Source organism: Aquabacterium sp., assembly GCF_004297345.1.
GTDB lineage: Bacteria > Pseudomonadota > Gammaproteobacteria > Burkholderiales > Burkholderiaceae_C > Aquabacterium.
The window spans coordinates 1-24,950 of the sequence record NZ_SCTN01000120.1 but is presented as its reverse complement, the minus strand read 5'-3'; the positions used below and the strand labels follow the sequence as shown (position 1 = coordinate 24,950).

The 24,950-nt window shown below is 59.9% G+C and carries 24 protein-coding genes; 13 read left to right on the top strand and 11 right to left on the bottom strand.

The features are described 5' to 3' along the window. The 3 genes from EPO09_RS03735 to EPO09_RS03725 all read right to left on the bottom strand — a co-directional run. Positions 1 to 987, bottom strand: a 987-nt coding sequence (locus tag EPO09_RS03735) for a Calx-beta domain-containing protein (protein WP_290640291.1), incomplete at its 3' end; no start/stop codon positions are given. 151 nt (positions 988 to 1,138) lie between these two features. Then, positions 1,139 to 1,570, bottom strand: a complete 432-nt coding sequence (locus tag EPO09_RS03730) for a DUF1841 family protein (RefSeq protein WP_290640283.1) — start codon at positions 1,568 to 1,570, stop codon at positions 1,139 to 1,141. Between the two features lie 6 nt (positions 1,571 to 1,576). Further along, positions 1,577 to 1,930 (bottom strand): FKBP-type peptidyl-prolyl cis-trans isomerase, encoded by a 354-nt coding sequence (locus EPO09_RS03725; RefSeq protein ID WP_290640280.1) that lies wholly within the window; start codon positions 1,928 to 1,930, stop codon positions 1,577 to 1,579. A 265-nt stretch (positions 1,931 to 2,195) separates the two neighbouring features. On the opposite strand from EPO09_RS03725, the gene EPO09_RS03720 reads away from it, so the two are divergent. From EPO09_RS03720 to EPO09_RS03670, 11 genes are read left to right on the top strand one after another with little or no spacing between them, the layout of a single operon-like run. Then, positions 2,196 to 3,374, top strand: coding sequence for a methyl-accepting chemotaxis protein (locus EPO09_RS03720; protein WP_290640278.1), 1,179 nt, complete (start codon positions 2,196 to 2,198; stop codon positions 3,372 to 3,374). A gap of 21 nt (positions 3,375 to 3,395) precedes the next feature. Continuing rightward, positions 3,396 to 3,767: a response regulator gene (locus EPO09_RS03715; RefSeq protein ID WP_290640276.1), complete on the top strand. Its 372-nt coding sequence runs from the start codon at positions 3,396 to 3,398 to the stop codon at positions 3,765 to 3,767. A 9-nt stretch (positions 3,768 to 3,776) separates the two neighbouring features. Beyond that, positions 3,777 to 4,082, top strand: a complete 306-nt coding sequence (locus EPO09_RS03710) for a lipid asymmetry maintenance protein MlaB (RefSeq protein ID WP_290640274.1) — start codon at positions 3,777 to 3,779, stop codon at positions 4,080 to 4,082. Continuing rightward, a complete protein-coding gene (locus tag EPO09_RS03705) occupies positions 4,079 to 6,298 on the top strand; it encodes a chemotaxis protein CheA (RefSeq protein WP_290640271.1) in 2,220 nt (739 codons plus the stop codon). Before EPO09_RS03710 ends, EPO09_RS03705 begins: the two co-directional genes overlap by 4 nt. A gap of 9 nt (positions 6,299 to 6,307) precedes the next feature. Further along, positions 6,308 to 8,527: a methyl-accepting chemotaxis protein gene (locus EPO09_RS03700; protein WP_290640269.1), complete on the top strand. Its 2,220-nt coding sequence runs from the start codon at positions 6,308 to 6,310 to the stop codon at positions 8,525 to 8,527. 11 nt (positions 8,528 to 8,538) lie between these two features. Beyond that, positions 8,539 to 9,066 (top strand): chemotaxis protein CheW, encoded by a 528-nt coding sequence (locus tag EPO09_RS03695; protein ID WP_290640265.1) that lies wholly within the window; start codon positions 8,539 to 8,541, stop codon positions 9,064 to 9,066. Between the two features lie 12 nt (positions 9,067 to 9,078). Beyond that, positions 9,079 to 9,906, top strand: a complete 828-nt coding sequence (locus tag EPO09_RS03690) for a CheR family methyltransferase (RefSeq protein ID WP_290640263.1) — start codon at positions 9,079 to 9,081, stop codon at positions 9,904 to 9,906. Further along, complete coding sequence (locus tag EPO09_RS03685; RefSeq protein ID WP_290640261.1) at positions 9,903 to 10,376, top strand: chemotaxis protein CheD; 474 nt, start codon at positions 9,903 to 9,905, stop codon at positions 10,374 to 10,376. Before EPO09_RS03690 ends, EPO09_RS03685 begins: the two co-directional genes overlap by 4 nt. Continuing rightward, positions 10,373 to 11,443 carry a chemotaxis response regulator protein-glutamate methylesterase gene (locus tag EPO09_RS03680; RefSeq protein ID WP_290640259.1) on the top strand — a complete coding sequence of 357 codons (1,071 nt, stop codon included), beginning with the start codon at positions 10,373 to 10,375 and terminating at the stop codon, positions 11,441 to 11,443. The genes EPO09_RS03685 and EPO09_RS03680 overlap by 4 nt, the downstream gene beginning before the upstream one ends. 36 nt (positions 11,444 to 11,479) lie before the next feature. Further along, positions 11,480 to 12,403 carry a histone deacetylase family protein gene (locus EPO09_RS03675; RefSeq protein ID WP_290640256.1) on the top strand — a complete coding sequence of 308 codons (924 nt, stop codon included), beginning with the start codon at positions 11,480 to 11,482 and terminating at the stop codon, positions 12,401 to 12,403. 13 nt (positions 12,404 to 12,416) lie between these two features. After that, positions 12,417 to 15,107 carry a bifunctional acetate--CoA ligase family protein/GNAT family N-acetyltransferase gene (locus EPO09_RS03670; RefSeq protein ID WP_290640254.1) on the top strand — a complete coding sequence of 897 codons (2,691 nt, stop codon included), beginning with the start codon at positions 12,417 to 12,419 and terminating at the stop codon, positions 15,105 to 15,107. Between the two features lie 32 nt (positions 15,108 to 15,139). On the opposite strand, the gene urtE is transcribed toward EPO09_RS03670, so the two are convergent. From urtE to EPO09_RS03635, 7 genes are all read right to left on the bottom strand, one after another. Beyond that, positions 15,140 to 15,844 (bottom strand): urea ABC transporter ATP-binding subunit UrtE, encoded by a 705-nt coding sequence (gene urtE / locus EPO09_RS03665; RefSeq protein ID WP_290640252.1) that lies wholly within the window; start codon positions 15,842 to 15,844, stop codon positions 15,140 to 15,142. Positions 15,845 to 15,870: 26 nt separating this feature from the next. Continuing rightward, complete coding sequence (gene urtD / locus EPO09_RS03660; RefSeq protein ID WP_290640250.1) at positions 15,871 to 16,767, bottom strand: urea ABC transporter ATP-binding protein UrtD; 897 nt, start codon at positions 16,765 to 16,767, stop codon at positions 15,871 to 15,873. After that, positions 16,764 to 17,891: an urea ABC transporter permease subunit UrtC gene (urtC, locus tag EPO09_RS03655; protein WP_290640248.1), complete on the bottom strand. Its 1,128-nt coding sequence runs from the start codon at positions 17,889 to 17,891 to the stop codon at positions 16,764 to 16,766. The genes urtD and urtC overlap by 4 nt, the downstream gene beginning before the upstream one ends. 25 nt (positions 17,892 to 17,916) lie before the next feature. After that, positions 17,917 to 19,485, bottom strand: coding sequence for an urea ABC transporter permease subunit UrtB (gene urtB / locus EPO09_RS03650; protein ID WP_290640293.1), 1,569 nt, complete (start codon positions 19,483 to 19,485; stop codon positions 17,917 to 17,919). Between the two features lie 234 nt (positions 19,486 to 19,719). Next, positions 19,720 to 20,997 (bottom strand): urea ABC transporter substrate-binding protein, encoded by a 1,278-nt coding sequence (gene urtA, locus EPO09_RS03645; protein ID WP_290640246.1) that lies wholly within the window; start codon positions 20,995 to 20,997, stop codon positions 19,720 to 19,722. Between the two features lie 213 nt (positions 20,998 to 21,210). Continuing rightward, entirely contained in the window at positions 21,211 to 21,927 is a 717-nt protein-coding gene (locus tag EPO09_RS03640; RefSeq protein ID WP_290640243.1) for a sterol desaturase family protein, read from the bottom strand. 16 nt (positions 21,928 to 21,943) lie between these two features. Then, complete coding sequence (locus EPO09_RS03635) at positions 21,944 to 22,666, bottom strand: GntR family transcriptional regulator (protein ID WP_290640242.1); 723 nt, start codon at positions 22,664 to 22,666, stop codon at positions 21,944 to 21,946. Between the two features lie 71 nt (positions 22,667 to 22,737). Here EPO09_RS03635 and EPO09_RS03630 point away from each other — a divergent pair, with 71 nt between their 5' ends. Further along, positions 22,738 to 23,505 carry a fused MFS/spermidine synthase gene (locus EPO09_RS03630; RefSeq protein ID WP_290640240.1) on the top strand — a complete coding sequence of 256 codons (768 nt, stop codon included), beginning with the start codon at positions 22,738 to 22,740 and terminating at the stop codon, positions 23,503 to 23,505. A gap of 69 nt (positions 23,506 to 23,574) precedes the next feature. Beyond that, entirely contained in the window at positions 23,575 to 24,093 is a 519-nt protein-coding gene (locus EPO09_RS03625) for an NUDIX domain-containing protein (protein ID WP_290640238.1), read from the top strand. Between the two features lie 8 nt (positions 24,094 to 24,101). Here EPO09_RS03625 and EPO09_RS03620 read toward each other — a convergent pair. Continuing rightward, on the bottom strand, positions 24,102 to 24,950 hold an 849-nt coding region (locus EPO09_RS03620; protein ID WP_290640236.1), incomplete at its 5' end, for a carboxylesterase family protein.

The following is a 24,950-nucleotide window of genomic DNA, read 5'->3' as shown; positions in this document are numbered from 1 at the left end:
CGCAATCGGGCCATCACCCAAGAATACCTGCATGTCGCCGGTGTCCGTGCCTGGCGTTGCGGGATGAACATCACCAGCAATCAGATCCAACCTGAGGATGGTGTCGGTTGTGCTGCTGTGATCAAGCTTGACGATGAAGTCCAGCGAACCGCCTTCAACCACGACTGCGTCACTGACGCTGAGCACATGAGGGCGATCATCATCAGGCGTGACACCAGAAGGAACAGCGCCCTGACCGTTGTCAAGGATGATGCCTGTACCCGTATCCACTTGAATCGCAGCGTTGCTGGCACCGGAGAGCTTGACCGTGAACTGCTCGCTGCCCTCATAGATGGCATCGTTGATCAAGGGAACAGAGATGGTCTGCGAAACCTGGCCCGGCTGGAACGTCACCGTGCCGGAGGTCGCCTTGAAATCCCCGGTCGCCACAGCTGTGTCGTCTCCAGTCGAGAACGAAACCGTCACCACGTTGTTCGACGGCTTGTCCAGCGTTACTGTGAACACAGCACTGCCAGCCCCTTCATTGACCGTCACGCTGTTGATGCTGATTTGAGGTTCGGCCTCTTGCAGCACCCCATTCTTCACATTGCTGACCGACAGCGGCACAGCCACGGCACGATCAGACGTACCGAAGTCAAATGAGACCTGTCCTACCGTCTCAACCACGCGATCAACGCGCAGGCCGGGTTGCATGCCACCATCGGCACCACCGGAGAGACCGGCTGCCGGAGCTTGATCGGGGTCTTGCGCATCGATGCCGGCAATCGTTTTGTCCACCGTAGTCGAAACGGGCACCGCCTTGACCAACACTGCGGGGCCCTTGATCGGCGAAATCTGAACCAGCCCGTTGTCTTCGGTGATGATGCGTTCGCCGCCCGCCACCGTATCGCCAACCTGCAGCGCTCGCATGGCACCGCCAGGGGAACGGACATAGGCACTGCCCCAGATGGCGGTGACCTTACCGGCAGACATGGCGAGAATGGGCATGAAGCACTCTTTCAGGCGGAATAAGACACCTGAAGTGTAAGGCTAGCCTCGTCTCACGCTGACCGCTGCGCCCCCCGGTTTCAGAGGAATTCGTCACACTTCAACCATGCGGTTCGTGACGGAATTCACGGATTGACAAGCGCAAAAACGGTTAACGCGTCGCGCGCATCTGCAGTCGGTCTATGTAGGCGGGGCCGTCAAACGGTTTGCCCGAGCGCTGTGCTTCCCACACCATTTCGCCCAAGGCATCCATGGCCACGTGGTGCGCTTCGTGCAGCGAGTTGAGTTTGTGCGCCAACAGCTGCACGGCCTGCTTCACACCACGAGGCTGATCGATGCTGACCTGCTCCGTGATCGATAAATGCATGGACAGGTGCAGGAAGGGATTAGTGCGCCCCTCCTCCACCGTGTACTGGCGGGCAATCGCCGCCTCCACATCAGCCAGATCCTGATGGTACTCAGGATGCTCGACGATCCAGTCAGCGGCCTGCGCCTCCAGGGGCGTCAAAGGCAGCGCAGCCTGATGCTTGGACCAGGCCTCACAAAAGAACCGGCGAACCTGCTCCTGGCTGGGGGCAAACATGATGGATCAGACGCCCAGCAGTTCGACTTCGAACATCAGCGTGGCGTTCGGAGGGATCACGCCACCCGCGCCGCGAGCGCCGTAGCCCAGCGCTGGCGGGATCACGAGGATGCGCGTGCCGCCAATCTTCATGCCTTGCACGCCTTCGTCCCAACCACGGATGACGTGACCGGCCCCCAGGGGGAATTCGAACGGATCGTTGCGGTCCTTGCTGGAGTCGAACTTGGCGCCCTTGACACCACCTTCGTACAGCCAACCGGTGTAATGAACGGTCACATAGGCGCCAGCCTTGGCGACCTCGCCAGAGCCTTCAACGGTGTCTTCGTACTGGAGACCGGAAGTAGTGGTGACGACGGGCATGGCGGGTCCTTTCGCAAAGTGGGAGACAGCACCGCAGTAAGACGGGCCAGTCAGAGAAATAAAAGAGGCCCGAGTCTAACCGCGCTGGGCGCACGCCGCCCGACCAGCACATCCCCTGTATTGCGCGTAATTTGTCGCACCTTTATGGATCACAAATAACCTTAACCTGCCGATATATCAACAGATCGCGAACTTTCAAACTGCCCTCGTTCCAGGGGCATTCGTATCGGGACTGGAACAACACGCTCATCAACTTGATGCAGTCATGCCCAGCCAACCTGCCAACGTCAGCGAGTCAGATACCAGTTCACGGACTGCAAGCCGTTTGAACTGGCGACAAAAAGTGTCTGCGGGCATCCTCATCCTGCTGACGGCGCTGCCCCTGCTGGATCGGGTCAATCTCTACACACTCGTACCGCTGCTGGGCACCTTGGCCATCATTGCCTGGCACGTCTGGCAAAGCCGGGTGGCACTTGATGCAAATGCAGTCGGGCACGAAGGCTCAGGCACGCAAGGCCACGCTGCCCCCCGTTTGATCAACTTGCTGCTCGGGGTGCTCCCCGTCTGGCGTCAACATGTGCTGTCGGCCAAGACGCAGATTGACGACGCCATGAGCGACTTGATCGTTCACTTCGCATCCATCACGGATGAATTCGAAGCAGCAGGCTTCAAAGGCTCCACGCACACCTCTGAAGACGAGAACAAGACGTCAGCCTTGCTGTCGCTGTGTGAACGAGACCTGCAACAGGTCATCGACACGATGAACGTGATCACGAACAGCAAAGGCGACATGAGCGCCAGCCTGTCCGAACTATCGTCTGCGGCCAAAGAGTTGCAAGCCATGGTGCAAGGGGTAGCCCAAATCGCGGCGCAAACCAATTTGCTGGCCATCAACGCTGCCATTGAAGCCGCGCATGCAGGAGACAGTGGCCGGGGGTTCGCGACGATCGCCAAGGAAATCCGATACCTGTCGCAATCCTCGGCTCAAACGGCCAGCCAGATCACGGATCGCATTGCGCGCGTCACCAACATCATGGCTGACACGTCCGAAGCGGCGACCAACGCCACCCAAAATGAATCCGAGGCCATCGCGCAATCTAGCCAGGTGGTGTCCGATGTCTTGCAACACATGCAAGAACTCAGCGAGGGCTCGCAGACCATGCGAGAGCGGGGCAACGTCATTCGCCAGAACATTGAGCAGTTGATCGTGAACCTCCAGTTTCACGACCGCGTCAGCCAGGTCATCTCCGTCGTGGACGCAGACATGACTCGCCTGAGGGACTCGATCGAAAGTGACGCATCAGCCCCCGCGCCAGAGCAATGGCTGCAAGACCTCAAACGCCACTACACCATGCGAGAGCAACGCCAGACACATGTGCCGACCTCGCACCTGGAACCCGCTACGGCAGCAGCGAAAACGGCCTCCAAAGCTGTGTATTTCTAACTCAATCAAACAGAGAGACACATGACCAAAACCGTACTTGTCGTGGACGACTCCAGCTCATTGCGAGCCTTGGTAAAGATCGCCCTCACCCGTGCTGGCTATGCCGTCGTCGAAGGTGCCGATGGCCAGGAAGGGCTGCTGCAACTGGATCGTGGCGCCAAGTTCAACCTCATCATCAGTGACGTGAACATGCCTAATATGGATGGCATCTCTTTCGTCCAGAAGGTCAAACAGCATCCCAAGCACAAGTTCATTCCCGTGATCATGCTGACCACAGAAGATGAACAAGCCAAGATGCAGCAGGCCAAGGCGGCCGGCGCCAGAGCCTGGTTGACCAAGCCGTTCAACCCGCCGGAACTGCTGGATGCCGTCGCCAAACTGGCATCGGCGTAGGAGAGCGCCATGACCTCCGACTACGCCCTCCCCGCAGAACTCACGATTTACACGATTGGTGAGGTTCACGCGCAGTGCCTGAACTGGATGAAACAGGATCAGGCCGAGCACATCCGATTGCGCATCAACGCCGGCGAGGTCACGGAAGTGGATGCGGCGGGCATTCAGCTGCTGCTGTCCTTATCTAAATCCTTGCTCGCTGACCATCGTGAGCTGCAACTTCTCTCGCCCAGCACCGCACTCGCAGCCGCCTGCAGTGCATTGGGCGTGGACAGCCTGCTCGGCTCGCCAGAAAGAAAAGGCGCTGCCCAATGAGCCAGCACAACACTGACGACGACATCGTCAACGAAATGATGCCGGCCTTCATCATGGAGGCCAACGAGCAAAGTGACGCCATCGAGCAGTTGCTCTTGCAACTGGAAGACGCGCCCGAAGACCGGAACCTGCTGGACGCGTTGTTCAGATGCGCGCACACAGTCAAAGGCTCGGCTGGCGTCTTTGGTCTCGATAAGGTCGTGACCTTCACCCACCATGTGGAAGCTTTGCTGCACAAAGTGAGAGAGGGGCTGGTACCTCTGACGCCTGCCCTCAGCACCTTGCTGCTGCAAAGCAATGACGCCATGCGCGCGCTGGTAAACAGCGCGCGAAGCGACGAGCAGGATGTCCCTGAGGTGCTGACCTTGAGAGAGGGGCTCGTGTCACGCCTGAAGGCAGCGATGGGAGATACCCCGCGTGCCGCAGCGGATACGCCCGCACAAACCAAGGTAGCGGTGGACGCCCCGGAAGATGAATCCAGAGCACGTCGTTGGCTGATCTCCATTCGCTTCGAAGCCGACACGTTCCGTCATGGCATCGATCCCTTGACCTTGTTGAACTACGTCCGCGGGCTGGGCTGCATCCCCACCATCAGTTGCGACACCCAAGCCATTCCCACGCTGGAGAACTTCGACCCTGAGAGCTGCCACCTGGCCTTCCAGTTCAGCCTGGATACCGAAGCCACACATGAAGAGATCGAGCGGGCGTTCAAGTTCGTACGTGAAGACAGCGATCTGCACATCATCGAACCTGGTGCGAGCCCGAACGATGTGATCGCCTTCATCGAGTCGATGCCGGACAACCCCAGGCTGAGCGAGATCTTGGTTGCCGCTGGCGCCATCACGCGCGTGCAGTTGCTGCAAGGCCTGAACAGTCAGAGCGAAGCGGGGCCCGGCAACAGCACACCGCGCCTGGGCGAGGTGCTCCAGTCAACAGCGGCGATCAGCCCGACTGTGGTGGCCGCGGCGCTGCAAAAGCAACAGCGCCAAAGAGGTGCGCCAGGCACGACGGGATCGGGTGACGACAACGCCTTCATCCGCGTGCATGCGGACCGCCTGGATGAAGTCATCAACCTCCTGGGCGAGTTGGTCATCGCGGGAGCCGGTGCAGCCATGCTGGCACGTCAGACGCAACAGCGATCCTTGCTGGAGGCCAATCAGCAGGTCTCCAGACTGATAGAGGGCATACGCAACAGCACCCTCAAACTCCGCATGGTGCCTATTGGAGAAACCTTTGCCCGCTTCCGGCGCGTGGTACGCGACACCGCAGCAGATCTGGGCAAAGAGGTCACGCTGGAGATCATTGGGGGCGATACCGAACTGGACAAAGCCATGGTCGAACGCATTGCCGACCCATTGATGCACCTTGTGCGCAATGCCCTTGATCATGGACTTGAAACACCCGAGCAACGCATTGCTGCAGGCAAACCAAGACAAGGCACGCTCACCTTGAACGCTTGTCACGAGGCAGGAGGCATCCTGATTCGCATCGTTGACGACGGACGCGGCATTCAACGCGACAAGATCCTGGCCCGGGCCTGGGAGCGCGGCTTGCTTGAGCAAGGCGTGGTCCCTCCTGATAACGACATCCTCAATCTGATCTTCGCACCAGGTTTTTCAACCGCCGAAACGGTCACCAACCTCAGCGGGCGAGGCGTCGGCATGGATGTGGTGCGCAGCAATGTGGAAGCCTTGCGCGGCTCCGTCTCGATATCCAGCGAAGTCGGCAAGGGCTCCTGCATGGAGATCCGCCTGCCCTTGACGCTGGCGATCATTGATGGCTTCCTGGTCAGCGTCGGAGCGTCCAAGTTCATCTTGCCGCTTGAATCAGTGGTTGAGGTCATCGCCGATCGGGAAACCGCCACCGCCGTTGATGAGCGAGGCCGCTGCTGCGTTGAGTTACGCGGAGAGGTCTTGCCCGTTGTCAACCTGCGCACGCTGTACGCGCTTGATTCGCCTCCGCCGGATCGCAGCAGCGTGGTCGTCGTGCGATCCAGTACCCGCCGCTACGGCGTGATGGTCGACAACTTGCTCGGACAGCATCAAACCGTGATCAAGCCCTTGGGCCTGATGCTGCGCAGCCTGCGCGGCGTATCAGGCTCATCGATTCTGGGCTCCGGCGAGGTTGCTCTGATTTTTGATACCGCTGCGCTCAGCCAACTAGCCGCTCAGCCTCGTCCGGTCGATGGCAAAGCCCTGGCCAATTCTCACCTGTAGGAGTCAAACATGAACCACCCACATCCTTCCTGGCTGGCCCGCCTGCTTGTCGGCACGGAACTCCAGCAGCAGCAAGCGCGCGTGACGGAACACGAACGCGCGCGTACAGAAGCCGAGGCCGCGCTGGCTGCACACAAACAGTCCTTGGCCGAAGCCGAAACAGCCAAGGCAGAACTGCAAAGCCGACTGGCTGAAGTGCAGACAGAGTTGAAAGTCCGCACCGACATCATGAATGTCACGAGCATCGTCTCGGAGTCAGACAAGAAGGGCGACATCCTCAACATCAACGAGAAGTTCGTCGAGGTGTCCAAGTACAGCCGTGAAGAGCTGATCGGGCAACCGCACAGCACCACCCGCCACCCGGACATGCCCAAGGAGACGTTCAAGAAGCTGTGGGCCACAATCGGCCGAGGCGAGATGTTCCGCGGCGTCATCAAGAACCGAGCCAAGGACGGCACCCCCTATTACGTTGACGCAGTCATTGCCCCGATCATGGGCGACAACGGCAAGCCCATGAAGTATCTGGGCGTTCGGTATGACATCACCGAAGCCGAACTCGAACGCCAGAACGCCAAGGGCATCCTGGCGGCGATTGACGCGGTATCTGGCTACATCGAGTTCGACCTGAACGGCCATGTGCTGAACGTCAACGCCATCTTCCTGAGCCTGATGGGATACCGTAGCGATGAAGTGCTGGGCAAGCATCACAGGATGTTCGTGGACCCCAGATACGCCAATGAACCTGCCTATCAATCCTTCTGGCGCGATCTGGCAGAAGGAAAGGCCCAGAACGACATCTTCAAGCGCATCACGAAAAATGGCCAGGAGGTCTGGGTTCGTGGGGTCTACGCCCCCCTGCGCGATGAAATGGGTCGCGTGACCAAGGTCATCAAGATCGCCTCCGACGTGACGCAGGAGGTTCTGGCCAACAACATGCTTCGAGCCTCCGTTGAGCATGCTCAGGCCGTCACGTCGGCCGCCATGCGCGGCGACCTGTCCCAACGCATTCCGCTAGAAGGCAAAAGCGGGCCAGTGAAAGATCTGTGTGCTGGTGTCAATGCTTTGCTGGACACAACATCCGTGATCTTCAACGACATCGGTCGCGTACTGGGCGCCATGTCATCAGGTGATCTGTCTCAGCGCATCGACCACGACTATGAAGGCACGTTCGCTGAAGTCAAAAGCGATGCGAATGCAGCCAGCGACAAGCTGATGGCCATCATCGACGATGTGGGGCGCATGTTTTCTGCCATGGCTGAAGGCGACCTGACCCAGCGGATCACCCGTGACACAGAAGGCATCTTTGATCAGGTCAAGCAAGACGCGAACTCCGGCACAGAGAAACTGGCCAACGTCATTGATGAGGTGCGTGCAGCGGCCAACGCGCTGACAGGCGCAGCGGGTCAGGTCAGCGCGACGGCGCAGTCACTGTCGCAGTCCGCCAGCGAGCAAGCCAGTTCGGTCACGCAGACGACATCGTCCATCGAGCTGATGTCGGCATCAATTGCGCAAAACAGCGACAACGCCCGCATCACCGACGTCATGGCCACCAAGGCCAGCAAGGAGGCCGGCGATGGTGGCGCGGCTGTCACACAAACCGTCACGGCCATGAAGCAGATTGCGCAAAAGATCACCATCATTGACGACATCGCCTACCAGACCAATTTGCTGGCACTGAACGCGGCCATTGAAGCGGCCCGCGCAGGTGAGCATGGCAAGGGCTTTGCCGTGGTGGCTGACGAGGTTCGCAAGCTGGCGGAGCGCAGCCAGGAAGCGGCCAAGGAAATTGGCGACCTGGCCGGCAACAGCGTATCCACAGCAGAGCGCGCGGGCAAGCTCCTCGATGAAATCGTGCCGTCCATCCAGAAGACATCCGAACTGGTTCAGGAAATTGCCGCATCCTCGCAGGAACAAAGCCAATCCGTCATGCAGATCGGCGGCGCGATGGGGCAACTGAGCAACACAACGCAGATGAACGCATCGGCTTCAGAGGAGCTCGCCGCCACGTCTGAGCAACTCTCAGGGCAAGCTGAGCAACTGCTGCAATCCGTGGCGTTCTTCGATCTCGGCGGCGATGAAACCCCCTTGCGCAAAGGCAAAGGCGAGACTGAAGCACAGGTAGATCGCCGCGCGCCCAACTCGCCCATGCGTTCCGCGAACCGGACACAGGCCGGCAGCCCAAGACCCCTGGCAGCCACCGGTACACGCGGCAATTTCCGACCTTATTGAGGGAGGCCATCATGAGTGATCAGCTGACCGCAGACAAAGCGCTTGCCGCTGTGAACGTGGCACCCACGCAGTTCCTCACGTTCTGGCTCGGTGACGAAGTACTGGGCATGGACATCCGTACGGTACGTGAAATCATTCAGTGCGGGCCCATGGCCACCGTGCCCTTGATGCCGACATTCCTTCGAGGCATCATCAACCTTCGAGGCGCTGTTGTCCCTGTGATCGATCTGAACGCTCGCTTTGGGCGGCCGGCATCAGCCTTGAGCAAGAAGAGTTGCATCGTCATCTTCGATGCCAAGCGTGGCGGCGAACGCGCCGAGCTGGGCCTTCTGGTTGACGCGGTGAGTGAAGTACTCAAGATCGGCCCCGATCAGATCGAGGCGCCACCTGATTTCGGCACGTCAGTGAGGCGGGATTTCATCATGGGTATAGGCAAGGTGGGCAAGCGCTTTGTCATCCTGCTCGAACCAGACCGTGCCTTGGATGTACAAGAGATGGCCGAACTGTGCGACAACGCGCAAGCATCACTGATCAGCTAAGGCAAACTGACCATGAAGACGCTGGGAGACCCTACCTACAAGAGCATCGCCAATCTGATGCACGCCACCATTGGGCTGTCTTTCACAGACTCGAAAAAGGCCTTGGTGGCATCCAGGCTGTCCACCCGCATGCAGCAACTGGGGCTTAAAAGCTTCGACGACTACTATGCACTGATCTACGGCGGGCCTGACGATGAAGAGTTTCAGGTGGCGGTAGACCTGCTCACAACCAATGAGACCTACTTCTTCCGCGAGCGCAGGCACTTCAATCTGCTTGAGGAGGAGTTGCGCCATTCACGCCCTCAAAGGCTGAAAGTATGGAGCGCGGCATCGTCCTATGGCGATGAGGCATACAGCACCGCCATGCTCTTGTCAGACCTGCAACGGCAAGGCTGTATCGGGCAGGACTGGTCCATACTGGGCACAGACATCAGCGACCGGGTGCTGCAAGGCGCCGTGGAGGCCATCTATCCTGAAACCCGCTTGAGAGAGGTTTCTGACGAACACCTCAAACGTTACTGCCTGCGCGGCGAAGGCGAAGCGCAAGGGCTGGTGCAAATCAACGACAGCATCAAGTCACATGTGAGATTCGGTCAGCTGAACCTCTGCCAGGACATCGAACCGCTCGGCCCTTTTGATGTGATCTTCCTGCGCAACGTGCTGATCTATTTCGACAATCAAACCAAACGACAAGTCATTGACCGTGTACTGAGCCAACTGCGCGTGGGCGGTCTGTTCTTCATTGGCATGGCCGAAGGACGGATTCAGTGCGACACCCCCATGCAATCGCTGGAACCAGGTGCTTTTCGCAAGCTCGCTGCGAAAAGCGGGCAAGCATGACGCAAGCCGAACCAGTCCTCGTGCTGCATCCTGGCGATGTCGCGTTGGGTGGGCGTGGCGATCGCATGCAGACCTTGCTCGGTTCATGTGTGTCCATCATCTTGACCGATCCCCGCCGCACCATCGGCGCGATGTGCCACATCGTGCACTCGACGCAGGACACCCGCCACCGAAGTCCATCCACATCCGACGCCTCGGTGGCGCTACAGACGATGGTCGAGATGCTGCAATCTCGAGGCCTTTCGGCCTCCTTGTGCGAGGCCTATGTATACGGTGGTGGCAACATGTTCCCTGGCCTCGTGGAAGGCACGACCGTAGGCGACCACAATGCGCAATGGGCGCTCGAAGCACTGGCTGACATGGGGGTCAACGTGCTGTCAGTTGATGTGGGCGGCAACTACTATCGCCAATTGCATTGGACAGTTGGTCCGGATGCCCCCAAGGTCACCGCCGTCCCGACATCCGCATGAGCAACAAGCCGTCCATCAAGGTCTATGTCGTCGATGACTCGGCGATCGTACGGCAAACCCTGGCGCTGATGCTGGAGGGTGATCCGGACCTGACCTTGATGGGCAGCGCCCCTAACCCACTGATTGCAGACCCTATCGTCCGCCAGACACGACCTGATGTGCTGTTGCTCGACATCGAAATGCCAGGCATGGACGGCTTGACCTTCTTGCGGCAGATCATGGCGGACATGCCCATCCCCACCGTGATCTGCTCGACCTTGACTGAACACGGCGGCAAGATGGCGCTCGATGCACTCGCTGCAGGCGCCATCGCCGTCATCGCCAAGCCGAGACTGGGCCTGAAGCAGTTCCTCGAGACGTCACGGCATGAGCTGTTGCAAACCCTCAAGACCGCCTCGCGGGCAAGGCCCCGAGCACTGCAGCCCCTCGCCTCGGCCCAGCCGACTGCAACAGCCAAATCTCCTGCAGCGCTGGTAGGTGTACACGCCTTGGCCATGAACAAACCCGTGGTCTTGGGCGCATCCACGGGCGGTACACAGGCCATCGAAGCCGTTTTGCTGGCCTTGCCCAGAGACTGCCCGGGCATCGTCATCGTGCAGCACATGCCGGAGCGCTTCACGGCCATGTACGCACAACGTCTGGATGCCCTGTGCGCCATCAATGTACGCGAAGCCAAAGACGGCGATCGCGTTGAGCGAGGCTTGGCCTTGATTGCACCGGGGGGCAAACACCTTCAATTGCGCAAGTCCGGCGGGCAATACTGGACTGTGGTGACAGACGGCCCCCCCGTGAACAGGCACAAGCCATCCGTGGATGTGCTCTTTCAATCAACGGTGGAGTGCGCTGGCAAAGACGCATTGGCCATCATCCTCACGGGCATGGGCAATGACGGCGCGCGAGGGATGAAGCTGCTGCACGACCGGGGCGCCCGCACCATCGCACAAGATGAAGCCTCCTGCATCGTGTTTGGCATGCCGATGGAGGCCATTCAACTCAAGGCGGTGGACGAAGTCTTGCCGCTTTCGTCTGTCGCCAACGCGATTCTTCAGTTTGATCGACGCGCCTGACAAGGCATGCGAAACTGTCGATCAGGAGAAGATCTGATGCTGGCAGCGTACATCACTCACCCGGACTGCGTCCGCCACGACATGGGCCCTCAGCATCCGGAATGCCCGCAGCGTCTGGGCGCCATCCGGGATCAATTGCTGATCAAAGGCCTGTTGGACCACATGGTTCCCCACGATGCGCCATTGGCCACGCCAGAACAACTGGCCAGGGCCCACTCGGCGCTATATGTGCAAGAGTTGATGGCGAGCTCGCCGACAGAAGGTATTGTTCAAGTAGATCCGGACACCAGCATGGGTCCGCACACATTGCGTGCAGCGCTTCGGGCCGCGGGGGCTGTCATCGAAGCCACCGACCTGATCCTGAGCAATCAAGCCAGCACAGCCTTTTGCGCCGTTCGCCCACCAGGTCATCATGCCGAACGTGAAGCCGCCATGGGGTTTTGCTTCTTCAACAATGTGGCTGTGGGGATCCGGCATGCGCTGAACGTGCATGGCCTTGAACGCGTTGCCCTGATCGATTTCGATGTTCATCACGGCAACGGCAGTGAGGACATCTTCCGGGGCGATCAGCGCGTGCTGATGTGTTCGACTTTCGAAAAGGGGCTCTACCCGTTCAACGGCGAAGAGGCCATCGGCCCCAATATGGTCAACGTCGGACTGCCAACGCGTTCAGGAAAAGATGCCTTCAGAGACGCTGTGTTGCAACACTGGTTGCCTGCGCTGGATGCATTTCGCCCGCAATTGATCTACATCTCGGCAGGCTTTGACGCGCACCGCGAAGATGACATGGGCAATCTGGGATGGACCGAAGCAGATTACGAATGGGTCACGGAACAACTCATGGCCTTGGCTGATCGCCATTGCCAAGGTCGCGTCATCTCCTGCCTGGAGGGTGGCTACGTACTCAGCCCGCTGAGCCGCTCAGTCGCCGCACACGTCAAAGCCCTGATCAGGGCCTGAGAAAGCACGCCATATGGATGCGCACTACCTCGCTCCGCTGTTTGCGCCAAAGGCTATTGTGGTCTTCGCTGATGCGGCTCATCCGGAGCATGCGCAAAGCCCGCACGCCCCTGCCCTGCTTCAAGCCCTGAAGGGCCAGCGCTTCAACGGCACCTTGCAATTTGTCAGCACGCAGACAAGCGGCACGCTGGCAGACCTCATGGAGATCAAAGCCGATCTTGCCATCATTGCCTTGCCCCCATCCGAAGTGCCTGCGGCCATCGAACTGGCGGCGCGCATGGCCTGTCAGGCGGTGATGGTGCTCTCCAGCGGCGTGGACAGCGACCTCGCCTCGGCCTGGCACAAGCAGGCGCGCAGAGAAGGCATCTACCTGCTGGGCCCCAACTGCCTGGGCTTTCAGCGCCCGTCCCTGGGGCTCAATGCCAGCACCTTGGGGCCTCTGGCCGAAGCTGGCCCCTTGGCCTTGGTATCTCAATCCGGTTCTCTGACGGCATCCATGCTGGATTGGGCCGCCAGGAACGCCGTGTCCTTCTCATCCGTCGTATCGCTGGGGCCGCATGCCAGCGTGGGCTTGGCTGAGGCGTTGGACTTCCTGGCCAACGACCCCAAAACCCAGAGCATCCTGATCTACATGGAAGGCATTTGGGACGCACGGCGCTTCATGAGTACCCTGCGTTCTGCAGCCAATGCCAAGCCTGTGATCGTGCTCAAAGCTGGACGACACTCCGCCGGCCAAGCCGCCGCGCGTACCCACAGCGCTGCCATGGTGGGCGATGACGAGGTCTTCGATGCGGCCTTGCGCCGTGCCGGCGCCGTGCGCGTGAAATCCTTTGACGAGATGTTCTCTGCCGCCAAGTGTCTGGCATCACGTGTCCGGCCTGTGGGCAAACGACTGGCCATTCTCACCAATGGTGGCGGCCCGGGTGTACTGGCTGCCGACCGGATTCATGATATCGAGCTGGCCCTGGGTCAGTTGTCGGCCGAAACGGCAAAGGCGCTCCAAGCCGTATTGCCGGCCTTGGCCTCACTGGTCGATTTGATCGATCTGTCTGAAGACGCCACACCCGAGCACTTCAAAGCCGCGTTGGAATCGGCCAATAGAGACAGCCATGTCGATGGCTTGCTGGTGATCTATTCACCCAAACTCGGCACCGCGCCAGTGGACTTCGCCAAGGCCGTGGTCAGCTGCAAGCCAGATTTGTCCAAACCTTTGCTGACATGCTGGATGGGCGATGACGCCGTGGCCGACGCCCGCGTGGTGCTCAATGACGCCAACATCCCCACTTACCGCACCCCCGAGTCAGCGGTGGGGGCCTTCGGCTACCTCAGCTCCTTCTACCAGAACCAGCAACTGCTGCAACAAACCCCGCCGCCACTGTCAACGCTGGCCAAGCCCGACATCGAAGGTGCGCGCCTGGTGATCGAATGTGTGCTGGCTGAACGCCGCAAGGTGCTCACGGAGATGGAATCCAAGAGCCTGCTGTCGGCCTTTCACATACCGGTGACAGAGACCATCCTGGCGCGCAGCGCGCATGAAGCCATGATGATCGCCACCCAACTGGGCTTCCCGGTGGCGCTCAAAATCGATTCGCCGGACATCTCTCACAAGTCAGATGTGCAGGGCGTGACGCTCAACATCACCAGCGGTGCTGGCGTGCGCGACGCCTACAACGACATGATGGACAGGGTCAAGCGCTTGAGCCCTGAAGCGCGCATCAATGGTGTGACCGTGCAGCAAATGGCGCGCACACGCGCTGGTCGCGAGATCTGCATCGGCGTGGTTACCGACGATGCGTTCGGCCCTGTGGTGGCCTTCGGTGCGGGTGGCACCATGATCGAGCTAATCAATGACCGCGCCATGGAATTGCCGCCCCTCAACCAGTACCTCGCACGGCGACTGATCGAACGAGCTCGCGTAGCCGAAACACTGGGCGAATGGCGCGGCCTTCAGCCCGTGGATCTGGATGCCGTGGAGCGCGTGCTGCTGCGTGTCTCTGAAATGGTGTGCGAACTGCCCCAGCTTCGCGAAATGGACATCAACCCGCTCATCATCGACGAAGATGGCGCCGTGGCCGTCGATGCACGCATCGTCATCGACAGTGGCCCTCACGTCATTGGTGGGCGCGCGGGTGCTTACAGTCATCTGCCTATCCTCCCCTACCCGGCGCGTTACGAGCAGATCTGGCCTTTGCGCGACGGCGGTGAGTACACCATTCGCCCCATCCACACAGACGATGCACAGATGCTTCAAGAGCTGGTGCAAAGCCTGTCGTCAGAAAGTCGCTACTTCCGCTTCGTGTCCAGCATGACCGAGCTCCCGCCGACCATGCTGGCCAAGCTGACGCTGATCGACTATGACCGTGAAATGGCCCTCGTGGCGGTTTACAAGGAACGCCAGGCACAAGAGAACGGCGAGATCGTGGAGCGCGATCGCATCATCGGCGTGTCACGCTACATCACCAACCCGGACCAGACCAGCTGTGAGTTCTCTCTGGTAGTTGCAGATGCCTTCAGTGGAAAGGGACTGGGCTCACGCTTGATGGAAAGCATCATGGATGTGGCCCGCGAGCGCGGTCTGACCGAGATCATCGGCCTGGTATTGACCAATAACGATGGCATGCTGAGACTGATGCGCAGCCTGGGCTTCACGGTCAAGCCTTATCCGGAAGATCCGGATTTCAGGCTGGTCACGCATCCCTTGTGATGGCAGACCGTGGTTTGCGGCCCCCAAGCAAGTCAGATCGACATCAACTGCCGCACGCCATCGGTTTCCATGTCCGCACCGCGGCCACGCCGAATGATCTCGCCCCGCTCCATGACGAGGTACTGATCAGCCAGTTCGGCGGCGAAATCATAGAACTGTTCGACCAGCACCACCGCCATCTTCTGGCCGTTCAAGCCTTCATCGGCCAACTTGCGAATGGCACGCCCGATGTCCTTGATGATGCTGGGCTGGATACCTTCCGTTGGCTCATCCAGGATCAGGATCTTGGGGCCGGCAGCCAGAGCGCGTGCGATCGCCAGTTGCTGCTGCTGCCCGCCTGACAGGTCACCCCCGCGGCGGTGCATCATTTGCTTGAGCACGGGAAACAACTCGAACAGTTGCTCGGGCACCTTGGCGCTGCCGGGTTTGCTGGCAAGCCCCATCTGCAGATTCTCGGCCACCGTCAGGCGCCCGAAGATCTCGCGTCCCTGGGGCACATAGCCCACGCCCAGTCGCACGCGCTCATAAGGCTTGAGCTTGTCGATGGCCTCACCGCCCAGCTTGATCGCACCTGACTTGATAGGCACCAGCCCCATCAGACTCTTGAGCAGCGTGGTCTTGCCCACGCCATTGCGGCCCAGCACCACCGTGACCTCACCCACCTTGGCTTCGAAATCCAGGCCACGCAGGATGTGCGAGCCACCGTAATACTGGTTGACGGCTTCTACGTTCAGCATCTTCTTGTTCCTTGAAACACAGCCGATCAACGACCGAGGTAAACCTCAACGACCTTCTCATTGGCCTGCACATCCGCCAAGGTGCCTTCTGCCAGCACCGAGCCTTCGTGCAACACCGTGACCTTCTTCTTCGCCGCATTCACCCCTTGCGTGGTCAGCTCGCCGATGAACTTCATGTCGTGCTCCACCACCACCAGCGAGTGCGCGCCTTCCAGCGACAGGAACAGCTCGGCAGTGCGCTCGGTCTCTTCATCCGTCATGCCCGCAACGGGCTCGTCGAGCATCAGCAATTTGGGGTCCTGCATCAGCAGCATGCCGATTTCCAGCCACTGCTTCTGCCCGTGTGACAGCAAACCCGCCGTGCGCTGAGCGTGCGCCTTCAAATGGATCAGCTTGAGCATGGCGCCAATGCGATCGAGCTGTTCGCTGCTGAGCTTGAAGAACACCGAGGCACGGGCGCGGCGATCAGCCTTCAAGGCCAGCTCCAGGTTCTCGAACACGCTGAGTTGCTCGAACACCGTGGGCTTCTGAAACTTGCGCCCAATGCCAATCTGGGCGATCTCGTTTTCACGTCTGGCCAGCAGGTCGATGGTCGAACCGAAGAAGGCCGTACCGGCGTCAGGTTTGGTCTTGCCCGTGATGACATCCATCATCGTGGTCTTGCCCGCGCCATTGGGGCCGATGATGCAGCGCATCTCGCCTGCGGCGATGTTCAGGCTCAGCTTGTTCAAGGCCTTGAAGCCATCGAAGCTCACGGAGATGTCGTCCAGATACAGGATAGAGCCGTGGCGCACATCCAATTGATCTGGCTCGACCACACGGCCATAGGTCGCCTCGCGCCCGCCTGACTCACCCGCTGTGCTGGGCATGCCCAGGTGTTTGTTCAGGGCTTCGGTGCCCGCTTCCATCAAATCTGGGGTCATGCTTTCACCTCGGCATTTTTGTTGAGCAGCTTCTTCACACCACCGACGATGCCGTGTGGCAGGTACAGCGTCACCAGGATGAACAAGGCACCCAGGAAGTAGAGCCAGAACTCAGGGAAGGCCTGGGTGAACCAGCTCTTGGCACCGTTGACAAAAAACGCGCCGATGATCGGGCCGATCAAACTGGCGCGCCCGCCCACGGCCGCCCAGATCGCGATCTCGATACCTGAGGCAGCCGACATCTCACTGGGGTTGATGATGCCGACCTGTGGCACATACAAGGCGCCGGCGATGGCGCACATCACGGCCGACAGCGTCCAGATGGCCAGCTTGTAGGCCAGCGGGTTGTAGCCGCAGAACATGACGCGGTTCTCCGCATCGCGGATGGCTTGCAGCACGCGCCCGAACTTGGTGTTCACCAACCAGCGAGCCATCAGGTAAAAGCCAATCAGCGTCATGCCGGTGAGCACAAACAGCACCATACGGGTAGAAGGCTGCGCGATGGGAATGCCCAGAATGCGCTTGAAATCGGTGAAGCCGTTGTTACCGCCAAAACCCGTTTCATTGCGGAAGAACAGCAGCATGGCCGCGAACGTCATCGCCTGCGTGATGATCGAGAAGTACACGCCCTTGATCCGCGAGCGGAATGCAAAGAAGCCGAACACGAAGGCCAGCAGGCCCGGCACCAGCACCACCAGGATCATCTGCGCGATGAAGGACTCGCTGAATGTCCAGTGCCAGGGTACGGTTTTCCAGTCGAGGAAGACCATGAAGTCAGGCAGATCCGCGTGGTAGCTGCCGTCACGGCCGATCTGGCGCATCAGGTACATGCCCATGCCGTAGCCGCCCAGCGCGAAGAACAGACCGTGGCCCAGCGACAGGATGCCGGTATAGCCCCAGATCAGGTCCATGGCCAAGGCACAGATGGCGTAGCACATGATCTTGCCGATCAAGGCCACCGCATAGTCGGACAGATGCAAGGCCGAATCAACTGGCACCTGCAGATTGAGCATGGGCACCAGCACCATCACCGTGATCACGGCGGCGGCCACGGCGGTCCAGCCTTTGGAGCCCAGCGCACTGCGCGGGACGGCGATGCCTGGCATGGCAAGAGAAGAAGTCATCACTGCACTCATGTTGTTGCTTTCCTCAGGCTTCCGCACTGCGGCCTTTCATTGCAAACAAACCTTGCGGACGTTTCTGGATGAAGATCACCACGATGACCAGCACCATGATCTTGGCGAGCACGGCACCCGCCCAACCTTCCAGGAACTTGTTGATCAGGCCCAGGCCCAATGCGGCGTAAACGGTGCCGGCGATCTGGCCCACGCCACCCAGCACCACCACCATGAACGAATCCACGATGTAGTTCTGACCAAGGTCAGGGCCCACGTTGCCAATCTGCGAGAGCGCACAACCAGCCAGACCGGCGATACCTGCCCCCAACGAGAAGGCCATGGTGTCCACACGGGCTGTGTTCACGCCCATGCAGGAGGCCATCGGGCGGTTCTGCGTGACGCTGCGCACGAATAAACCCAGGCGAGTTTTCGCAATCAACAGCGTCATGCCCACCAGCACCAGGGCCGCGAAAGCGATGATGACCAGACGGTTGTAAGGCAAGGTCAGGTTGCTGAGGATGTCAAAGCCACCGGACATCCACGAGGGGTTTTCCACCTGTACGTTCTGCGCGCCAAACAAGCTGCGCACGCCTTGCATCAGCATCAGGCTCACACCCCAGGAGGCCAGCAGGGTTTCGAGTGGCCGGCCATACAGGAAGCGGAAAACGCCACGCTCCAGCACAGCGCCAACCAACGCTGCAGCCAGGAAGGAGGCTGGCACAGCCAGCACGATGTACCAGTCGAATGCCCCCGGAAAATGATTGCGGAACACGTTCTGAACCGCGTACGTGGCGTAAGCGCCGATCATCATCAACTCGCCATGAGCCATGTTGATCACGCCCATGAGGCCGTAGGTGATAGCCAGACCGAGCGCGGCCAGCAACAGGATCGAGCCCAGGCTGATACCCGTGAACAGCACGCCTGCATATTCACCCCAGGCCAGCTTGCGATTGACCTTGTCGAGGGCGAACTGCAAAGAGCCCTTCACGGCAGGATCAGTTTCGTCCGTGCCAGCCATGCGCTCCATCAAAAGGGCACGGGCTTCAGGCGTAGCGTCTTCCGCCAGCGCCTTGATCGCTTCTATTCGCGTACCCGCATCCGACGATGTCAGCATGGCCTTGGCTCGAACGGCCTTGAGCAAAGTCTTGAGCTTGGCGTCCGTCTCGGCAGCCAGGGCCTTGTCGATCACAGGCAGCTTGGACTCGTCAGCGGCCTTGGACAAGGCGTCGATCGCCTCTGCACGGGCAGCCACATCCGGCGAAGCCAGCTTGCCAGCGGCCAGCGCAGCTTCAATCTCGCTGCTCATGCGGTTGTTGTTGACCACGTCTTCGGCGCCCTCTGGCAGCTTGGCGGGCGCGCCGGTTGCCGCGTCCTTCACGTCGTCGCCATAGACGATGTAGGCTTTGTTGCCCGCAACTTTCACGGTATCGGCAGCCAAGGCCTCCAGGAATGCAGGCAAGGCTGGATCACCTTTGGTGGCCAGCTTCTGAAGGGCCGCGATGCGTGCATCGTTGTCGCCGGATGCAATCGAATACACCTCTTCGGCAGTCAGTGCGTGGGCTTCTCGCTGCCCCATGCTCAAGCCCAACGTTGCGCCCATGGTCAGGGTCAGCAAGGTGGTCGACATGGCCCGACTCAAGCGCGACGTGATCGTCGTCTTGCCGTACGGGCGTTTCTCAGCGTGGTGTGTCTTCACAGGCATGTCCTGTCTCAGGATGTCAGCAGAAAAAAAAGCGCCCCGTTGGTGACCCCAACGGGGCGAATCGCTCTGCTCATGGTTCATCCCGTCAGTTAGCGAGGACGGGCACTCGCGTGATCAAGCGATCGCTTGGCCTCACTTGACTTCGGGCTCGTCCTTCTTCTTGTCGTTGCCTTCGATGAAGGGGCTCCAAGGTTGAGCCTTGACAGGACCAGGTGTCTTCCATACGACCTTGAACTGACCATCAGCCTTCACTTCGCCGATGAACACAGGCTTGTGCAGGTGGTGGTTCTTGGGGTCCATCGTGGACATGAAACCGCCTGGTGCCTTGAAGGTCTGGCCGCCCATGGCTGCGATCACCTTGTCGGTATCGGTGGAGCCGGCCTTCTTCACAGCCTGGGCCCACATGTTGATGCCGATGTAAGTGGCTTCCATCGGGTCATTGGTCAAAGGCTTGTCCTTGTGACCGGCGATGCCCTTGGCCTTGGCGTAAGCCGACCACTTCTTGATGAACTCGTCGTTGGTCGGGTTCTTGATGGACATGAAGTAATTCCAGGCAGCCAGGTGGCCGACCAGAGGCTTGGTGTCCACACCGCGCAGCTCTTCTTCACCCACAGAGAAGGCGACCACGGGCACGTCCTTGGCCTTCAGGCCCTGGTTGCCCAGTTCCTTGTAGAAAGGCACGTTGGAGTCGCCATTGATGGTGGAGACCACAGCGGTCTTCTTGCCTTCAGAAGCGAACTTCTTGATCTTGGCGATGATGGTCTGGTAGTCGGAGTGACCGAAGGGGGTGTACTCCTCCATGATGTCGGCGTCAGCGACACCCTTGGACTTCAGGAAGGCACGCAGGATCTTGTTGGTCGTGCGTGGGTAGACGTAGTCGGTGCCCAGCAGCACGAAGCGCTTGGCAGAACCACCATCCTTGCTCATCAGGTACTCGACAGCGGGAATGGCTTGCTGGTTAGGCGCAGCGCCCGTGTAGAACACGTTCTTTTCGAGCTCTTCACCTTCGTATTGCACGGGGTAGAACAGCAGGCCGTTGTTTTCCTTGTAAACAGGCAACACCGACTTGCGCGACACGGAAGTCCAGCAACCGAAGGTCACAGCCACCTTGTCTTGCGTCAGCAGTTGCTTGGCTTTTTCAGCAAACAAAGGCCAGTTGGAGGCGGGGTCGACCACCACAGGCTCCAGCTTCTTGCCCAGCAGGCCACCCTTGGCATTGATCTCGTCGATCGCCATCAGGACGGTGTCCTTCAGCACGGTTTCGGAGATGGCCATGGTGCCCGACAGGGAGTGCAGCACGCCAACCTTGATGGTGTCGGCGGCTTGGGCCATGGTGCTGAGTGCCAGACCGGCGACGCCCAGGGCGACAGCGGACAGGGTTTGAACGGCGCTGCGACGAGAAATGCTCATGGATTTCGCTCCTTTGAAGCGGTGGGGTTTTGTGAACGCTTGACGCTTGCTTGTCACGTCTCTGATCAGCTTTGAAGGCTGTTTTCAGATCCGATGCGTTCAGTGTGCCCAGGGGCTTCAAAGTGCGAAATACGCCACCTGGCGTATGAGTGGCGTATCAGTGGCGTATGTGCGGCGTATGTGCGGCTTAGAGGTTGTGCAGGAAAGCTGCGCTCAGCGCTTCAAACCCAGATCCCTGTTCGTGCCCGAGCGGGCGGTGTCCTTGGCATCAGGCGCCGTGCCCAGCACGCGGTCACCGGTACCGAAAGAGACACCCCACCAGTAGTTCTCGTTGCGAAAGTGGTGCCAGCGGTGCTCCAGCACGCGACGCTCGTAATAAACCAATGGCGGACACCAGGTGATGTGGGTCAGGTAATGCACCCACTCGTAGTGCAGGCCGAACAGCAGGTAGACAAAGGCGAAGGTGAGCAACTCAGGCCGCCACGAGCCCGCCACCAGGTAAACCGCAGACAGAAAACCCAGCACCAGCGCATGCACATGGCGCGGCACAAACACCCAGGTGAGGTTCCACGGATCGGCATGATGGCGCCGATGGGTCTTGGGCAGATAAAAGTCCACCGTCAGGCCCATGATCTGCCGAGGACGGTAGTGCAGGATGAACTTGTGGATCAGCCACTCGTTGAATGGAAAGCAGGCCCAGATCACCAAGGCAATGGCGGCATCGTGCCAGCCAAAGCCACCGGCCTGCCAACGCGGGGCAGCCAGGCCAAACAGCGTCACCAGCAAGATGAGCGGACTGGGATGCCCAAAGAACACGCGCACAGCCTGCCCAGGCGTTCGCGGCGAATCAACAGGCGGCCGCATCGGGTTGCGGTGGACGGTGTCTTCGGCCGTGGGCATGACCGTATCGGTGGCGCGCAGTGCAGACATGGCGAACTCCTGGCAATCAGACAGCCGAGAAAACAGCTTCCAGAGCCTGACGGCCCAATTCAACGTGAGCCCGAGCGGCCACACGCGCGGCCTCGGGATCCGATCGGCCCACCGCGGCAGCAATCGCTTTGAGATTGTCCAGATCCTGGAACTCGCGCGCCATCACATACGTCAACTTGTCCCAAGCTTTGTGATAAGTGCGGCGCATCGAGTTGAAAGCCAGCTGATAAGCGATGTTGTCGCTGGCGATGGCCAGGGTCTGCCAGAAATGCATGGCGCCAACCTGCAAGGCAGACAGGTCATGCAAGCTGCCCGACATCACGCACAGTACCGGATCGAGCTTGTCCGCCAAGGCTGGGCCGCCCAGGCGCGCGGCTTCTGCCGCGATCTCTGGTGCCAGTGCCGAGCGCATGCCCATGATGTCGCGCACCACCTTGGGATCGACCATGCCTTTGCTGTCGATCAGCAGGCTGGGCAACAACTCGAGGCTGCCTTGCTGGCGGTAATCCAGCACTTCATGCTTGCCACCCTGCTTCACCACCACCAGGCCCGCCTGTTGCAGGCGCTTGATGGCCTCACGCACGGCACCCCGATTCACGCCGGACTCCTCACTGAGCACACGCTCGGAAGGCAGGCGATCGCCCGGCTTCAACTCGCCGTCAATGATCTTGCCCTTGAGTTGCACATAAAGAGCATCCGACAAGGGCTGTCGAAGAATGGGATCCAACAACTTTTCCATGCGGTCAGCTTATCATACCAGTTGATAAGTGAACGAAGGACAAACCCGGCATGCCCTAAACTCGGCTCATCGTGAATGACACCCCCTTCGAGAGGCCGCGCCTCCACACCAACAGCCAGACCGTTTCCCTGAGTTTCGAGTCCTCGCTGATTCAAAGCTGCATGCGCCTGGACGCGCCAGACGAGCTCGTGCTGGACTACACCCGCGCGATGATGGGCTTCCTGCTCTTCAACCCGGCGCCTCGTTCGATCCTGATGATCGGGCTGGGTGGCGGCTCCATGTTGAAGTACATGCACAAGCACCTGCCGGATGCCGACCTGACCGTGGTCGAAATCAATCAGGACGTGATCGACATGCGGCATGACTTCCTCATCCCGCCAGACAGTGACCGCCTGCGCATCGTCTGTGATGACGGCGCCCGCTTTGTGCGCAAACCGCCCCACACCTATGACGTGATCCTGGTGGATGGCTTCACCGGCCAGGGCCTGCCGGAAGCCCTGTGTTCGCGCAGCTTCTACCAACACTGCCGCGCGGCACTGAACCCAGGTGGCTGGCTCGTGGCCAATGTGCAGGCCGACACCGAACAGACGCGCGAAGTGATGCGCCGCCTGGGCAAGGCCTTTGCTGGCGCACTGATCTCGGCTGAATCGGACGAAGGCGGCAATGACATCGCGATCGCGGGCTCGGCCGAAGGGCTTGCGCAAGGCCTGGCCCGGTTCGAGGCCAACTGGGCCTCGCTGACACCTGTCCACCAGCAAATCCTGGCCGTGAGCTCCAGCCGGTTCCAGCGAGCCTTGCTCAAGTCGGTTAGGCTGTCTGTACCACCGCCAGCGGCTTGATCACCTCCGTGTAGATGGAGTGTGAACGGGCCCAGGCTGCGCGGCATCACATCAAGGAGAGACCGACAGATGGCATTCAACTTCTGCCCGCAATGCGCCAAGCCCCTGCAAGCCACGATCAATGAAGGCATTGCCCGCCACGCCTGCCCCGATGAAGCCTGCGGCTTTGTGCATTGGGACAACCCCACGCCCGTGGTCGCTGCGGTGGTGGAACACGAAGGCCACATCATCCTGGCACGCAACCGCGCCTGGCCGGTGCCCTTCTATGCCTTGATCACCGGCTTTCTGGAAAAGACCGACCTCAGCCCGCACGAGGCGGTCATGCGCGAAGTGCAGGAAGAGTTGAACCTGCAGGCGCAAGCGGCCAACTTCATCGGCCACTACATCTTCCCCAAGCTGAACCAGCTCATCATTGCTTATCACGTGCCCGCCACGGGCGAGATCGTGCTGAACGAAGAGCTGGTGGACTACAAGCGGATCGAGCCTGCCAAGGCGCGCTACTGGCCAGCCGCCACCGGCCTGGCCTTGCGCGACTGGTTGATCATGCAAGGCCACCAGCCAGAGGCGCTGGAGCTACCCAAGCTCTGATCACGCGATCAGGACAAGCCCAGCGAGCGCATGGCGTACAGAACCGACCAGGCTGTGCACTGATGCGCACGCTGGAAAGCCCCCCAATCCTGCGTGTTGATGGCGTCTGGCACCAAGGTCAGGAAGGGCGTGCTGAGCTTGTTGAACTTCGGCCAACTCGGGTCGTCTGATCCGGACTGATCCGGCTGCCCCGTTTCGGCGAAGCGCTTCCAGTACCGCATCATCTGGTCCGACAAGCGCTTTTGCGCTGGGTTCAGGCTCAGCGGCGCACCGCCCACGGCCGTCTGGAACCAGTACAGCAAATCCGATGCATGAAAAGCGCCTGAGGCCATGAATGGATCGTGAACATACTCAGGTGCCGTGCGATCGGCAAACTCATAGGCATAGGTGGGCACGTGGCCACTGGCCCGATAAGCCACTTCACTGCTCTGGCAGGCAAACCAGCCATCCGTGACCAGTTGCGAGTAGGCCTGCGCGGGCCCACCGAACTTGCCGGAGGGATACATCACGTCTGACAAGAGCGGCTGCATGACATTGCCAATGAACTTCTTCGTGGCCTGTACATACTCGTCTTGCGTCATCGGTGTGCCATCCAGATCAAACGACAGAGGAATGAACCCCCTGCCCTCGTCCTTGGTCGTGCCCACCATCACAGGCACCTTGTTGAAGTTGCCCTTGGACAAGGCGGGAAAGACATCGCCCGTGATCATCTCGCCATCAACAAAGTTCTGCCAGCCCAGGCCATCACGACCGATGTCCGCGTACGTAGGCGACGCCTGGATCAGGGCTTCCTGAGATTTGGCACGCAGGCAGGCAAGCTGATTGGCATCTGCCGGGCAGCCAACCTTGAGTGCAAA